Below are 14858 nucleotides of genomic sequence, written 5' to 3' on the forward strand. Positions count from 1 at the left end.
GTTGGTGTATGGACGGGCAAAGGTGGTGGGGGTGGGGCGTAGGGCAGTCGAGGCAGGGAATTGACTGCCTTACCACGCAAATTTAGCCCGCCGGGATTACCGGGGCCGCTGGGTCGTGCGGGCCTGGAACGTGGCCAGCAGGAACTACAGTAGCTGCTCCGAGGACATGCTTTTCTTGGTCGTCGAAGAAAATGTGAGCGCCTATTGCCTTCAGGATAGGCGCCTTTGCTCGGTTGCCGACAAAGTGTGCCTCATCAGCAGGTGTTCCCCAAGCTCTGAGGGTCCGAATCACCCGCTCGTGCGCAGGCACATTCCTAGCAGTGACAAGGGCAATACGCACTTTGCTGACATTCCCTTCATTGAGAAATATTCTCCGCAGCGCCGAGAGCTTATGAAGAAATTTGCCGAACGGGCCTTGAGTCATCGGATTACTGGCATTCGCGGTTTCATGAGCTAGGAATGCATCCAGTCCCTTTTCCTTGTAGATTTTATCGGACTCAGGGCCAAATACGACCGCATCACCGTCGAAAGCGATCCTGACCTCGTCAGCAGGTGTTTCGTCGCGGTCCTTCGGTGCCACGCCAAGCCTAGCGGCTGCGGCACCACCGATTACAGCTCCTTTGACGTCGGCGTCTGCGTTTGAGAGAAAGAGGTCGATATCCCAGGCTGGCACGAAAGGGGCCAGCAGCCTTCCGCTAGTGAAACTCCCGGTTTTTATAACGAGACCGTGATGGTCGATCGACCTGAATGCACGAAGGGAAAGGTCCGGCGAATTCTGAGATAAAAGGACCACCTCGACGTAGGGAGGCGCATCGAGTTCGTTCAACGCGAGCAGCCGCTCAACAACCTCGAAGCCCGTGCCTTTGCCCAGGATCACATCCTCTCTTTCAAGCTGCAAGGCTGCATATGCTTTGACGCCGCGTTCCTCGAACACGCGATGTTCTTCTTCCAAATCAAAGAGTGCTCGAGTGGAAATTCCTATGCGCAGTGGGCCGGCGCGTAAAGCATCAACAGCACCGCTATTTGCATCGCCTCCTTGGGAGGTGGATAGCGAGTTCTGAAATACCATGCGTTTGCCTTCTCGCCAGGAGAGAATAACATTCGTGACTAGTCACCCGAGCCACCGTCAAGACATCGGGTGCTAAATCGGCAGCCACATCGCTATCGTCCGTCAAATTCCCGTCCTGCAACGGAACGCAGCAACTCATATAGCTCTACACGACTCGCGTTTGCGGACGCCGATTCAGCCAAGTAGTCGAAATTAACAAGCAAAGCACTATTTCGTCTAGGATTCAGCAAAAGACAATCGGACCAAGCATCCCTCTTGTTTTCGATGGATGAAGCATATTTCAGGAGCCAATACATTAGAACTTGCCGAAAATCTCCGGCGACAAAATTTCTGTCAGTATGCTTTACCTCTATAAGAATGCGTCCCAACGAGAAGTCGCCATTTCCCGAAGCAATCCATCCGAATCCCGGTATAAAGGGAGCCTTCTCCAAGCGAGCGTTCGGGTGCTGCGCCTTTACGCTTCTCAGCATCCACGTGAGGTTATGAGCAGCTAGTGAAGCAACATTGATATCACATTGTTCGAGTTTCTCTGGTATCCTCACACCATAGTGCTGGCTTTGGCGTATGGCGGCAACTTTTAGGCAGTCATCCCAACTCGCATCACTTAAACCATCCAAAAAAAACTCGAAACGAACCATCGCCAGTTCAAACAGCATAGCCCTCTGCAAGCGGCTTTGCTCAATTAACTCAATTGGGATAGCGTCCAACTCGGCAAACGAGAACATCGTCCGGTTCAGCGATGTTACTAGCCCTCCGGACAGCCGGGGAAAAAGGACATCCAGCACCCCCGGAATGTCCCGAGCAACAGTCCGTGGATCTCTAAGGGGAAGCCTACTGTGGGCCATTCGCCACCCAGTCTTCATAGCATGAAGCAAAAGTAGGGCCGGTCGTCGGTTCAAAACCAAGGCGCCACTCTTGCGTCAATGTTCTGCGCAATTGACTTCTTGCATGGGCGCCATCATCCCCAAAATTGCCAGCTGAAAGCCAAACCATCCTTTGTTCGTCCGGGCCGAGATTCTGCCATTGGTTTCTGAGGCGCATGAAGCTCGCACGATCGCCCCAATGTCGCCAGCAGTCGACACAAGCGCGCCTGACCGCCTGCGAAGAAGACCCGTCATAGATACGTCGCACAAAGCGACCGCGAACATCCGTTCTCCGAAATCGTATAACTCTCAGGAAGTGGAGAGGATTGGCTTCGGGCATAAGTAAATGTGACGCAAACGTCGGCAATTTGTCCAATAATCCGTCTATCTGATCAAAGACTTGGTCAAACTCTTCGTTCGCTCTGACAGAATAAACACCGCGCATAATTCTTGCCCACGAGGCTCTAAATGAATCTAAATTTCTAACATCGAGTAAAGTCGCGCAAAGTTGAGCAGCCACCGTTGGCTCTTGAAATTTCAAAGCTCTTCCTATTTGAGCCAGAACAAAATTGTCTGGCTGAGATTTTTGCTTCTCGAGATCAAGAAGAAATTGGATGTCAATGTCCTCAAATGATTTTTTTAAATCTTCGTACTCGATCCTTGAGGCATCCGAGTAGGGATCGAAATGGAGGTCCAACTCCCTTAGCGCGGTGGAGGCATCTTCACCGTGTCCGAGTTGTGCAGCTATATAATCCTTATAATGTTTGGCGCTTAGGATTGTTGTCTTCGTCCTATTAAGAGAAAGTCCGTAATCCGCGAGAGAATGAGACAATATAGAAAGTGCGCGATAGCCATCTTGTTGAGAGTCGCAGATCAATGTGAAGTCATCCACATAGCGGTGCCAGGCAATCCCGGCATCAGAGAGTGAGATATCTATCGGGGACATCATGACCTCTGCGAGAACGCGGGCGCATTGTCCTCCCACTGGCAGGCCGAAAGATCGGCCTGACGATAGCTTGCTAAGGATTCGATCGATTTGTACTGCAACCGTCGATCCGGCCGGGCTTAGGTCGTTGAGAAGATTTTCCAGCCTATGATGATAGATGTGTTCATAATAACTCGACACGTCAGTTTGAATAACAACACTATCTTCGTTATCCAATATCTCTTCTTCCAGAGTTAATTCTTTGTAGCTTCTCCATGAGCGGGACCTATCGAAGAATGATGGGAAATCACTGCCAAGTCGATAGGAGTGAACCTGAGCAGCCCGATTTCCTTCGTTCGCCTCGGCGACAGCTAGGCCAAGGCCGTTGAAGTACAGGTTCCAAAACGGATGTATCTTTGTCGTAATACGAAAACCATGAGACCCGGAAGGAGCCAAAAGGCGTTCAGCGCCTACTGTAATTTCGTTCATAAACGCAGCCGCTTGCTTTACAGATTTGGCGTTAATTGTTCGAAATAGTTCGAAACAAATTTGTGAAAGCACTTGTGCCTTGTCGCGAATAAAGCTGGCATCGATGTCATATGGGAGGGTATCGTTTTCGCCGCTCTCCCCGATCTCCAACGCCGCTCTAAGAAAATGGCTCTCTTTAACTTCCAACATTATTTCTTCCATAGCAGTACGAGACCGGAGTCCACGAGATATCCCACAGCCATTGACATGCACGTTTGCAATCTTCGTTGATGAAAGTCTAGCCACCGAAAGCGAGCCGATGTTGTAGTTATGGAACCATCCGAATTCGTTTTCGCCATTCTGAGGATGGCGACGCGAAACCGCTCTCTTTTACCTCGCAACTTGGCGAGCCCCAGCCGTGCGAACATTATTCGCCCGTGCCTTGAGAGGAGGCGGTCAAGCATTGAGGAAAGCCGCTCAACAGTGGGAAGACGACGGTGGGTTGATCTCCTTACGTCGCCGACAAAGAACTGGCGCCAGCTAGGGCTGGCTATGCCGACGAAACACTCCTCGACCGAAACTAGCTGGCACCCGCAATAGAGTGGCCGCGCCTTATGGAGGGCGCAATACGGTTTGCATTGTTGAAAATGAGCGCAGGAGGCGGTGCCTGGATTGGCAGTCGACTGCCCGCGCTGTTCGCAGCGGATCGCCGCAAAAATGTGGAACACGGCGAGTTTGGCATTGGGCGCTCGCGGCAATAGGAACTGCAATCTTTGGTGGAAGCCGGAAACTCTCTGGCACCGCAGATGCAAAGATCAGCCAACTGGCAGCCAAGGCGCGCTTGAAGCTGCGCTTCGCCGCGGGCGACATAGGCGGAGATGGTCGGATATCCGTCCAGAGTGCCCGATCGCCGCAACCGGCGCAGCACCGACATCATCAGGTCGCCGGCGCTGAACACAGCGTCGAGCCAGTCGGCATCGCCAAGGCGGCTGCAAAGGTCGCCCAATCGGTTACGGATGCTTTCTTCGACGAGGGGGCGGCGCTGCTCGTACCAGGCTCGTCGATGCCCCGCTCGGCCGCGCGGCACGGACCCTGTGCTCGGAGGCCCTCGCCATGATCGTCAATTTGATCTCGCGCCACTCAGACGTTCGAGACCATGGCCAAGAAATGGGGGCTTTCCCCCTCACCCCCCAGCCAGCCGCGGCAGCAGAAAAATCTCCGCCCCCGGCGGCAGCTCCTTGCTCCACGTATCCCGATAAATCGTCCCGTCGATCGCCACGGCTATCCCGCGGTCGATCCATGGCTCCAGGCCGGGATACTGTTCAGCCAGTTTCCTGAACAGTTCCCTTATGTCCTTGGCCTCGACCTCGACCTTGCTCTTGCCTCCGGCGGTCGTGGCCAGCGCGCCCCAGAGCGTGACTTCGACCATCAGAACCTCATCTGGCCCTAGCCTTCCCGTTCCGCCTCGATCGCCGCCAGGATGCGGGGCGGCGACATCGGGATGTGGGTCATGCGCACGCCGGCCGCGTTCGACACCGCGTTGGCGATCGCGGCCAGCGGCGGCACGATCGAGGTTTCGCCGACGCCGCGCACGCCATAGGGGTGGTTGGGGTTGGGGATTTCCAGGATCTGCGTGTCGATCATCGGCAGGTCGGAGCACACCGGGATGCGGTAGTCGAGGAAGCCGGCGTTCTGCAGCCGGCCGTCCTTGCCGTAAATATACTCCTCGTTGAGCGCCCAGCCGATGCCTTGCGCCGCGCCGCCCTGGTACTGGCCCTCGACATAGGTCGGGTGCACCGCCTTGCCGGCATCCTGCACCACCGTGTAGCGGATCACCCTGGTCGAACCTGTCTCGGGATCGACCTCGACGTCGCATATATGGGTGGCGAAGGAGACGCCGGCGCCGTCGGCGACGAGCTCGCTGTGGCCGGCGATCGGCCCGCCGGTCTTGCCGGACTGCGCCGCGATCTCCTTCAGCGACAGCTTGCCGAGATTGCCGTGCTTCTCGCCCCTGGCGACCGCGTGGCCCTGTTCCCAGATCACGTCGTCGACCGAGATGTCCCACATCTGCGCGGCGCGCTCGCGCAGGATTTTTATCGCGTTGCGGGCGGCCGAGATGGTCGCCATCGAGGACGAGAAGGTGCCCCGGCTGCCGTCGGTCATGTCGTTGTAGCCGAGGCTCGACGTGTCGGCGACGATGGCCTTGACCTGCTCATAGGCGATGCCGAGCTCCTCCGCCGCCACCAGCGACAGCGAGGCGCGGGACCCACCGACGTCGACCGTGCCGACGGCGAGCGAGACCGAGCCGTCCATGCCGATGTTCAAATCGGTGCAGGTCTGGCCGCCGAAATTGAACCAGAAGCCGCAGGCCATGCCGCGCCCCTGATTTGCTTTAAGCGGCGCCTTCATGTGCGCATGGTTCTTCACCGCTTCCAGCGTCGGGCCGATGCCGATCGGGCCGTAGACCGGGCCGTAGGACGACCGCGTGCCTTCCTGGGCGGCGTTCCTGATGCGGAACTCGACCGGATCCATGCCGAGCTCCTTGGCGAGCTCGTCGACGGTGCTCTCCACCGCGAAGGCCGCCATCGGGGCCGACGGCGCGCGATAGGCGGCGGTCTTCGGCCTGTTGACCAGCACTTCGAGGCCCACGGTCTTGACGTTGTCTAGACGATAGCAGGCGAACGCCGTCATGGCGCCGATCTCGGCCCAAGTGCCGGCATAGGGGCCGCTGGTGTAGCGCAGCGTCGCTTCGGCCGCCGTGATGGTGCCGTCCTTGCGGGCGCCGATCTTGACGTCGATCGAGGTGGCGCTGGTTGGCCCCGAGGCGCGGAACACCTCGTCGCGGGTCATCACCAGCTTCACCGGGCGTCCGGCCTTGCGCGACAGAGCGAGCGCCACCGGCTCGGCCCAGACATGGGTCTTGCCGCCGAAACCGCCGCCGATCTCCGACGAGGTGACGCGCAGCTTCGAGGCTTCCATGCCGAGCAGCTGCGCGCAGTGCTGGCGATAGACGAAATGACCCTGCGTGCAGACCCACAGGTCGGCGGTGCCGTCGGAGCTGACATTGGCCACGCAGGCATGCGGCTCGATATAGCCCTGGTGCGTCTGCTCGGTCTTGAACGAGCGCTCGACGATGAAATCGGCGTGGCCGAAACCCTGATGCACATCGCCATGGCCGAACTGCGAGCGCTTGGTGACGTTGGAGGGCTTGACCGGCTTTTCCTCCAGCCCCTCGGTGAAGACCGTGTCGTTGATCAAAGGCGCGTGGTGCTGCATCGCCTCGTCGACGTCGGTGACGTGCGGCAGCACCTCGTAGTCGACCTCGATCAGCTTCAGCGCTTTCTTCGCCGTATGGGCATCGATCGCGGCGACCGCGGCCACCGCATGGCCGTCATAGAGCGCCTTGGTGCGCGCCATGCAATTGTCGAGGATGTCGTACATGGCGGCATCGCCGTCGGTGAGATCGGGCAGGTCGGCGGCGGTGATCACCGCCTTGACGCCGGCAAGCGCTTCCGCCTTCGAGGTGTCGATCTTCCTGATCTTGGCATGCGCGTGCGGGCTGCGCAGCACGCGGCCGACCAGCTGGCCGGCCATGTTGAAGTCGGCGCCGTAGCGGGCGCGGCCGGTCACCTTGTCGACACCGTCGGGACGGATCGGGCGCGTGCCGACGGACGCGAATTTACGCCCCGAAAAACGCGGATCGAAATTCATCTCAGGCTCCCTTCATAACGATTGCCGCGTCCTGGACGGCGCGCACGATCTTGTCATAGCCGGTGCAGCGGCAGAGATTGCCGGCCAGCCCGAAGCGGATTTCCTCCTCGGTCGGGTCGGGGTTTTTGGCGAGCAGGTCCTTGGCCGCGATCAGGAAACCTGGCGTGCAGATGCCGCATTGCAGGGCGGCGTGCTCCAAAAACTTCTGCTGCAGCGGGTGCAGCGTATCGCCATGCGCCATGCCCTCGACGGTCTCGATGCGGCGGCCTTCCGCTTCCGCGCCGAGCACCAGGCAGGAACACACCAGCCGGTCGTCGACGATGACGCTGCAGGCGCCGCAATCGCCGGTGCCGCAGCCTTCCTTGGCGCCGGTCAACCCGAGCCGGTCGCGCAGCACGTCGAGCAGCGTCTCGTCGGGCTGGCAGAGATATTCGACGCTGTCGCCGTTGATTGTGGTTGAAACAGCTACACCAGCCATCATTTGCCTCCTGCGCGTGCATAGGCGGTCTGTGCGGCTCTCCTCGCCAGCACGCCCGCAACCTTGCGTCTGAATTCGATTGTGCCTCGCTTGTCGTCGATGGGTCGGCAGGCCCCGGCGCAGACCTTGGCCAGCCGCTCCAGCGCTGCCTCGTCGAGCTTGCGGCCGATCAGGGCCTGCGCCCCTTCTTCCACCAAAAGCACGGTCGGCGCGGCGGCGCCGATCGCCACGCGGGCCGCCGTCACGACGCCGGCTGCGTCCACCGTCAGGTTCACGCCGGCGCTGACCACGGCGATGTCCATCTCGGTGCGCGGAATGAACCTGAGATACGCATCGGCCGAGCGCGGCGCGCGCTTGTCGAGCAGGATCGCCTCGATGATCTCACCCTTGGCGAGCGATGTCCGGCCCGGCGCGGTCGGCACGGTCTCCACGGCAATGGTGCGCTTGCCCGACGGGCCGACGACCACGGCCTTGGCGCCAGCCGCCACCAGCGCCGGCACGCTGTCGGCCGCCGGCGAGGCATTGCACAGATTGCCAACAATGGTGCAGCGTCCCTGCACCTGCTTCGAGCCGATCAGCTTGGCCGCCTCGACCACGCCAGGCCAAGCCTTCTTCAGCGCGGCGTTCTCGCCGAGCACGGCGCAGGGCACGGCGGCCCCGATGCTGAAGCCATCGGCGGTTTCTCTGATGTCGCGCAAGCCGGCGATCGACTTGATGTCGATGATCAGTTCGGGTTCGACAAAGCCGCCCTTCATCCTCACCAGCAGGTCACTGCCTCCGGCAAGAATGGCGGCCGGACCGGCCGACCCGGCCAGTTGGCCGACGGCATCTTCGATTGAAAGCGGACGTATGTAGCGCATCGTCTCCCCTTGGTATCGCGATTTCAGCGACCGTTATAAACAATCGTCTCATAATGACCATCCGTTTCCCGGGCCGAGGCGATTGGGCCAGGTGCGGCAAAATGCGGTCCACCTCACCTGAAGCCCGCCCAGGGAAGCGCAGGTGCAGGGCCGCATTAAGGCTTGACCGGATGATGCCGCGCGTCAATCCTCTGTCCCAGGGGAGGAGTTTCCATGCCACGTCTCTTGGCTGCGCTTTGCGCCGTGATTCTGGCCTCGCCGGCGGGCGCCGCGACGCTCTACTACGGCTCACGGGTCGGGATGGAGCTCACCATCGTCAAAAAGTCAGGGATCGGCTCCACGCACGCCGGCATCCTGGCCAGACACGACAGGCGGAAGGCGCGCGTCTACTGCCGTGAATATGGCCACGATTTCACCGAGGAGTGCATCGACGCGGAAATGAAGGCGCCGCTGCACTTCGAAATCACCGCCAACTGCAAGACCGGCGAGTTCACCACCTTCTATGGCGCCAAGATGCTGTTCCAGGGCCGCAACAAGGGCACCGATGTTACGACCGATTACCGGATCACCGCCGTAGACGAGAACGTGGTGCTGGATGGCTCCGGCGCCTCGGGCTACGACTACACACTCGACCAGTTCAAGGCGCTCTGCCCCAACCGCGTGCGGTAGCCGATCCACAAGGGAGTGCCGTGTCTGGCCCGCCGAAGCCTGGGAGTTGGACCGTGGCAGGCACGGCCGTTTATCGCTAGCACAGGACTGCAGTGGAGGCGAAAACCCATGACCCTGACCAATCGCGACATTGTCGAACTGACCGAGTGGCGGCGCAAGCTGCACCGCCAGCCGGAAATCTCGAACGAGGAGGAGAAGACGGCGGACGAGGTCGTCGCCTTTCTCGCCGACACCGGGCCGGACAAGGTGCTGACCGGCCTCGGCGGTCACGGCGTCGCCGCCATCTACGACAGCGGCAAAAACGGACCGACCGTCCTGTTTCGGTCCGAACTCGATGCGCTGCCGATCGAGGAACTGTCCGGCGTGCCGCATTCATCGCAAGTGCCGGGCAAGTCGCATATGTGCGGCCATGACGGACACACCGCGATCCTGGCCTCGCTTGGCCGCCAGTTCGGCCGCGAGCGGCCGGCCAGCGGCCGCGTCGTGCTGATGTTCCAGCCGGCGGAGGAAACCGGCAATGGCGCGGCCGGCGTCGTCGCCGATCCGCGCTTCGGCGAGATCGCGCCCGATTTCGCCTTCTCGCTGCACAATCTGCCCGGCGTGCCGTTCGGCGAGGTCAGGCTCAAGCCCGGCGTGGTCAACTGCGCCTCGCGCGGCATGCGCATCGTGCTGGAGGGCAAGACCGCGCATTCCTCCATGCCCGAGACCGGAACCTCGCCCATGCCGGCGATCTCAGAGCTGATGCCGGCCTTGCCCGCGCTCGGCCGCGCGACCTTCGCCGATGATGATTTCTCCATGATCACCGTCACGCATGCGCGAATGGGCGAGGCGGTGTTCGGCATCGCGCCTGCTTACGCCGAGGTCTGGGCGACGCTGCGCACCCGCCGCGACGAGCGCATGGCGGACCTCTGTGCGGCCACTGAGGCGCTGGTCAAGGAGATCGCCGGCCGGCACGGCCTCTCCGCCAGCTGGGACTATCACGAGATCTTCGTCGCCAGCGTCAACGCACCCGATGCGGTCGAGCATCTGCGGCGCGCCCTCGACGAAGAGAGCGTCGCGCATGGCGAGGAAGCCCTGCCGATGCGCGCCTCGGAGGATTTCGGCCTGTTCGGCCACAGCGCCTCGTCGGCGATGTTCTTCCTCGGTGCCGGCGAACGCCACCCGGCGCTGCACAATCCCGATTACGACTTTCCCGACGACCTGATCCCGATCGGCTCGAGGATCTTCATGCGCACGGCGCGCAACCTGCTCGGCTGATTTCAGCGCAACCCGGCCAGCACCGCGGCTCCGTCCCGGATCAACTGGACATCTGGACTCTTCGAAACTGGGACATTTCCAACGGGCCGAATTGTGTGGCATCTGTCAGGCCAACGCAAGGAGTTCAAAATGTACACGCCGCCCGCCTTCCGCGACGACGACAAGGACAGCCTCATGGCGACGATCCGCGCCGCGCGGCTGGCCAACCTCGTCACCGCCACGGCGGACGGGCCGCTCGCCACTCCCCTGCCCCTCTTTCTCGACGAAACCGAGGGCGAGCATGGCGTCATCCATGGCCATCTGGCCAGGGCCAACCCGCAGTGGCGTATTCCTTCGATCGGCGACGGGCTCGCCATCTTCATGGGGCCGGACGCCTATGTGACGCCGGCCTGGTACGCGACCAAGCAGGAAACCGGCAAGGTCGTGCCGACCTGGAACTACGCCGCCGTCCACGCCTATGGGCCGGTCGAGTTCTTCGACGATGCGGACAGGCTGCTGGAGGTCGTCACCCGGCTGACGAACCTGCATGAAGGGGCGCGCGCCGCGCCCTGGGCGGTGTCGGACGCGCCGCCCGACTTCATCCAGTCGCAGCTTCGCGGCATTGTCGGCCTGCGCATGCCGGTCGTGAGGCTCGAAGGCAAGCGCAAGATGAGCCAGAACCGCAACGCCGCCGACCGCGCCGGCGTGGCCACTGGGCTTGCCGCGAGCGAGCGGCCGTCCGACCGCGAAGTCTCGTCCTTGATCCCGTCGTAAAGCACACGACGCCTCGCCTTTGATTCGGCGGCCCGCGCCCGCCGCCGTCAGGCGTCGATCCGGCCCGCGACCTGCTTCGCCTATCGGCGTCCATTGCCACCAGAGCCGGCTTCCCTCGCCAGCACCAGGTCCGCGTCGTCGAGAATGTAGCGGACATAGCGGTAGTCGCGAATGAAGCTGATCCGGCCTTCGCGCCATTCCAGCCACATGAAATGACTTGGCTTCGGGGCGGCCCGGTCTTCGAACACCGCGATCACTTCGCGGCCCTCGACCCATGCCGGCCTGAGCCACAAGCCGTCGCTCTTGGCGTAGATCGTGAAAAACATGCCGACGTCGGCGGCCCCCGCGCGCGGCTTGTGCATGGATTGATGGAGCCGCACATCATCGGCGAGCAGCGCGCGCAAGCCGTCCCAGTCGCGTTGGTTGAACAGAGTGACGTAGCGCACGGTCGCCGCGGACGCGATGCGCGCATCGGGGAGCGGATTGGCCTCGGCGTTGATCCGCCGAAGCCGGGCGCGTCCGCGCGCCAGATGCGCCTTCACCGCATCGACCGTGATGCCAAGCAAAGCGGAGATGTCGGCCAGCGGCTCGTCGAGCACATCCCTCAGGATAATCACGCTGCGTTGCGGCACCGGAAGCTCCGCGAAGCGCGACACGGCGGTTTGCACGGCTTGCCTGCGCATCAGCATCTCCACCGGGTCGGCCTCGTCGGCAATCTCAAGCGCCGCCTCGATGGGCTCGGCGGCCCGGATCGCGCGGCTGCGCAAAAGGTCCAGCGCGCGGTTGTGGGCGATCCGGAACAGCCAGGGCCTGAGTTGCGGCACCTCGCGCAACTCGTCCAGGGCAATGAAGGCGCGCGCGAACGTATCCTGCACCACATCCTCGCCGTCGATGACCGAGCCCATCAGGCGCGAACAATAGCGGTGCAGCTCCGGCCGCAAGGCGGCGGCAAGGGCAAGCAGCCCCTCCTGCCGGTCGCGCTCCACGGCTGACTTTCCCTCGCTCAAGCGCCCTCCATGATCGTCACGCCCGCGTCGCCGCTGAGGCCGAAGACGACGCCCTCGGCATATTGCGGGTCTTCCAGCACGGAAACCACCCTGTCGCCGAAAGCCCGGGGCGGCATCGGCGCGCCGAAGCGGGTGACGAATTGTTCCGGCGTGATGCCCATCGAGCCGGCATAGGCGCCGGCCGCCGCATCGCCGATCCCGGTGCCGAGGATCATCTGCCGCGGCACGATCGCCTGGAAGCGTATGCCGAGCCCCTTCTCCCGCGCCACGCCATTGGCGTATTTGGCCATGAACCACAGCATCCGTTTGGAGCCGCCATAGCCGCCCGACATCTGCGACCCGGTGACGGCGGCTCCGCTCGACCCGACCAGCACCCGGCTGCCCGGCTTGAGCGGCAGGTTCAGCGCCGCCTGCAGCCAGTAGAGCCCGGCCTTGACGTCGGTTTCCCAGGCGATGGAGAAATCCTCCCACTTCAACTCGTCCAGCCGCCCCATCCGGGGCGTGGCACCGGCGTTCAGCACCACTATGTCTGGGCGGACCTCGCCAAGAATGCGATAGGCCGCGTCCTCGTTCGTGACATCGGCCGCAATGGTGGCGACCCCAAGCCGCGCACCGACCGCTTCCAGCGCCTCGGCGCCACGCGCGACCACGGTCACGCTTGCACCCTGCTCGACCAGCGCTTCGACCAAGCCGAGTCCAAGCCCACGGCTGCCGCCGGTGACCACGATATTCCTGTCCCTGAGGCTCATTGACCCTGCTCCAGTGTTTCACTGTAGCTAAGACGTTTGAGGATCGGGAAAAGAGTCAGCGGTGGGCGAGATTTGGCATCTGCCCCGGCCTGCCGGGATCGTGGTGTGTTGGAGAGGTTCGTGGTGGAGAGGTTCGCGATAGACATGCGCTCGGCCGATATGGAGCCGGCGGCAGGCCGGCAGCTTCGAGGTCATGCCCAGTGGACGGTCCGCCGGACATGTGCTCCATGGGCAGGTGACGAAGCGGTGGGGAAGAAGTGAAGCGCGTTTTTCGATTGTTTGCCGCGGCGATCGTGGCGTCCGCCATGAGCGGTTGCACCAGCATTTCCTACTACGCGCAATCGCTGGAGGGTCATGTCCGGATCATGGCCGCGCGCGAAGACGTCGGAAAACTGATCAAGGCCCCTTCGACGCCTGCGGCATTGCGCACCAAATTGACGTCGGCGAGCGCCATAAGGCGTTTCGCGACAGACGAGCTGGCACTGCCCGAAAACAGCAGCTACCGCAGCTATGTCGACATCCACCGGGATGCAGTGACCTGGGCCGTTTTTGCCGCGCCGCAATTCTCGCTCACGCCAAAAACATGGTGCTTTCCGGTTTTCGGCTGCGTTCCGTACCGGGGTTACTTCGATCGCAAATCCGCAACCGAAAGCGCCATCGCACTTCATGGACAGGGGCTGGACGTCTATGTCACCGCCATCACCGCGTATTCCACGCTGGGCTGGTCCAGTGACCCGCTGCTCAGCACCATGCTGCGTCAGGACGACACCTATCTCGCGAGCCTCATCTTTCATGAACTGGCGCATCAGCGCCTCTATGTGAACGGCGATTCCGCATTCAATGAGGCTTTCGCGGTTTCCGTCGAAACCACCGGCACAAGAAAATGGCTCCGCGCCGCCGGCGATCGCGCCGGATTGCGCCGCTACGAAGCCGACCGCAAACGCAGCGCCGATTTTCTCGGACTGGTGTCGAAAACGCGCGACGAGTTGAGGCAGGTCTATGAAAGCTCCCGCACGCCGGATGAGATGGCGGTGGCCAAGGCAGCCACGCTCGACAGCCTGCGGACACGCTACCGGCAAATGCGCGACAGACGCTGGGCCGGATACCGGGGATACGACGCCTGGTTCAACGCCCCGATCAACAATGCAAAGCTCGCCGCGACTTCTGTCTACGGCGAACAGGTTCCGGCGTTTCTTCGCCTGTTCGACCTGTGCTCCGGCGATTATCCGAGGTTCTACGCTTCCGTTCGAAGGATCGCGAATTTGCCCGAACCTGCCCGTGCCGAAGCGCTTAAGGCTGCGACTTCGTGTGATTGACTTGAACAAGCACGGGGGCTTTTGGCGTGCTCAGATGTCGGCTGGGGCCGCAAGCGGATGGCCCTAAGCCTGGCTCGCCAAGAGTGACGTTCCGTCGTCTGCGTCGAGCGCAAAACGCTCGCAGTGCTCGCCGTCGGACTCATCGACGAAGCTTTCGATATGTTTGAAGCCGAGCTTCGCCAAGATCCGCAGCGACGCGACATTGCGCGCCGCCGCCTCGGCCGTCAGCTGGTCAAGCGCCAGGGTCTCAAAAGCATAGCGAATGACTTCGCGCGCGGCCTCGCTGCCGAGCCCCTGTCCCCAATGGGCGCGCGCCAGCACAAATCCCAATGTGGCTGCCTTGGCGTCGATTGCGAAGGACAGGGTTATCGTCCCGATCGCCTCCGATGCCCGGTCTATGGACCACTGGATCGCCTTGCCATCGGCGAAGCGCTGACGCGAGCGGGCTAACCATCGCTCGCCCGCGCTTACGTCCTCGGGAACGGGATCGCCGGCAAGGGAGGCGGATTCGACATCGGTGGCGCGCGCAAACCATGCCGGGATATCCCGCTCGCCCGGCGCCCGAAGCACGAGCCTTGCCGTGGTGAGCCTGGGAACTGCTTCCATGGAGGGCAATGGACCGCCGTCTCTGAGTTCCATCCCCAGCCCCGTGCAGCTTCAGCCGACCCGACTCATGGCAAACCCGCTAGGCAGGCGAGCCATCTTGCCTTCAACCTTGACGGGGACCATGAGA

General features: G+C 61.9%; 14 protein-coding genes and 1 pseudogene. 4 read left to right on the plus strand and 11 right to left on the minus strand.

The features are described 5' to 3' along the window. Positions 1-82: 82 nt before the first annotated feature. The 8 genes and pseudogenes from FJ941_RS23255 to FJ941_RS23290 all read right to left on the minus strand — a co-directional run bounded on the left by FJ941_RS23255 (position 83) and on the right by FJ941_RS23290 (position 8374). Positions 83-1069 (minus strand): 5'-nucleotidase, encoded by a 987-nt coding sequence (locus tag FJ941_RS23255; RefSeq protein WP_140509242.1) that lies wholly within the window; start codon positions 1067-1069, stop codon positions 83-85. Positions 1070-1161: 92 nt separating this feature from the next. Continuing rightward, entirely contained in the window at positions 1162-1854 is a 693-nt protein-coding gene (locus tag FJ941_RS23260) for a hypothetical protein (protein WP_246673943.1), read from the minus strand. 46 nt (positions 1855-1900) lie between these two features. After that, complete coding sequence (locus tag FJ941_RS23265) at positions 1901-3535, minus strand: RNA-directed DNA polymerase (protein ID WP_246673944.1); 1635 nt, start codon at positions 3533-3535, stop codon at positions 1901-1903. A 624-nt stretch (positions 3536-4159) separates the two neighbouring features. After that, positions 4160-4379 (minus strand): annotated as a pseudogene (locus FJ941_RS29525) (glutathione S-transferase family protein); the annotation flags it as partial. Between the two features lie 129 nt (positions 4380-4508). Beyond that, positions 4509-4754 (minus strand): MoaD/ThiS family protein, encoded by a 246-nt coding sequence (locus FJ941_RS23275; RefSeq protein ID WP_140509248.1) that lies wholly within the window; start codon positions 4752-4754, stop codon positions 4509-4511. A gap of 17 nt (positions 4755-4771) precedes the next feature. Next, positions 4772-7036, minus strand: a complete 2265-nt coding sequence (locus FJ941_RS23280) for a xanthine dehydrogenase family protein molybdopterin-binding subunit (RefSeq protein WP_140509249.1) — start codon at positions 7034-7036, stop codon at positions 4772-4774. Position 7037: 1 nt separating this feature from the next. After that, on the minus strand, positions 7038-7514 hold the full coding sequence (locus FJ941_RS23285; RefSeq protein ID WP_140509251.1) for a (2Fe-2S)-binding protein: 477 nt from the start codon (positions 7512-7514) through the stop codon (positions 7038-7040). Then, positions 7514-8374, minus strand: coding sequence for a xanthine dehydrogenase family protein subunit M (locus FJ941_RS23290; protein ID WP_140509253.1), 861 nt, complete (start codon positions 8372-8374; stop codon positions 7514-7516). The genes FJ941_RS23285 and FJ941_RS23290 overlap by 1 nt, the downstream gene beginning before the upstream one ends. 213 nt (positions 8375-8587) lie before the next feature. Between FJ941_RS23290 and FJ941_RS23295 the strand changes: the two genes are divergently transcribed. From FJ941_RS23295 to FJ941_RS23305, 3 genes are all read left to right on the plus strand, one after another. Then, on the plus strand, positions 8588-9043 hold the full coding sequence (locus FJ941_RS23295) for a hypothetical protein (RefSeq protein ID WP_140509255.1): 456 nt from the start codon (positions 8588-8590) through the stop codon (positions 9041-9043). A 108-nt stretch (positions 9044-9151) separates the two neighbouring features. Continuing rightward, on the plus strand, positions 9152-10300 hold the full coding sequence (locus FJ941_RS23300; protein WP_140509257.1) for an amidohydrolase: 1149 nt from the start codon (positions 9152-9154) through the stop codon (positions 10298-10300). Between the two features lie 129 nt (positions 10301-10429). Continuing rightward, on the plus strand, positions 10430-11053 hold the full coding sequence (locus tag FJ941_RS23305) for an FMN-binding negative transcriptional regulator (protein ID WP_140509259.1): 624 nt from the start codon (positions 10430-10432) through the stop codon (positions 11051-11053). Positions 11054-11133: 80 nt separating this feature from the next. On the opposite strand, the gene FJ941_RS23310 is transcribed toward FJ941_RS23305, so the two are convergent. Then, the gene (locus FJ941_RS23310; protein WP_140509260.1) at positions 11134-12060 is read right to left on the minus strand and encodes a sigma-70 family RNA polymerase sigma factor; all 927 of its coding nucleotides are present in this window, start codon (positions 12058-12060) and stop codon (positions 11134-11136) included. Beyond that, complete coding sequence (locus tag FJ941_RS23315) at positions 12057-12809, minus strand: SDR family NAD(P)-dependent oxidoreductase (protein WP_140509262.1); 753 nt, start codon at positions 12807-12809, stop codon at positions 12057-12059. The genes FJ941_RS23310 and FJ941_RS23315 overlap by 4 nt, the downstream gene beginning before the upstream one ends. A gap of 305 nt (positions 12810-13114) precedes the next feature. On the opposite strand from FJ941_RS23315, the gene FJ941_RS23320 reads away from it, so the two are divergent. After that, complete coding sequence (locus FJ941_RS23320; RefSeq protein WP_181169930.1) at positions 13115-14125, plus strand: aminopeptidase; 1011 nt, start codon at positions 13115-13117, stop codon at positions 14123-14125. Between the two features lie 63 nt (positions 14126-14188). On the opposite strand, the gene FJ941_RS23325 is transcribed toward FJ941_RS23320, so the two are convergent. Then, positions 14189-14764 carry a GNAT family N-acetyltransferase gene (locus FJ941_RS23325; protein ID WP_246673946.1) on the minus strand — a complete coding sequence of 192 codons (576 nt, stop codon included), beginning with the start codon at positions 14762-14764 and terminating at the stop codon, positions 14189-14191. Between the last annotated feature and the right edge of the window lie 94 nt (positions 14765-14858).

It is taken from the genome of Mesorhizobium sp. B2-3-13 (assembly GCF_006442195.1).
Classification (GTDB): Bacteria; Pseudomonadota; Alphaproteobacteria; order Rhizobiales; family Rhizobiaceae; genus Mesorhizobium; species Mesorhizobium salmacidum.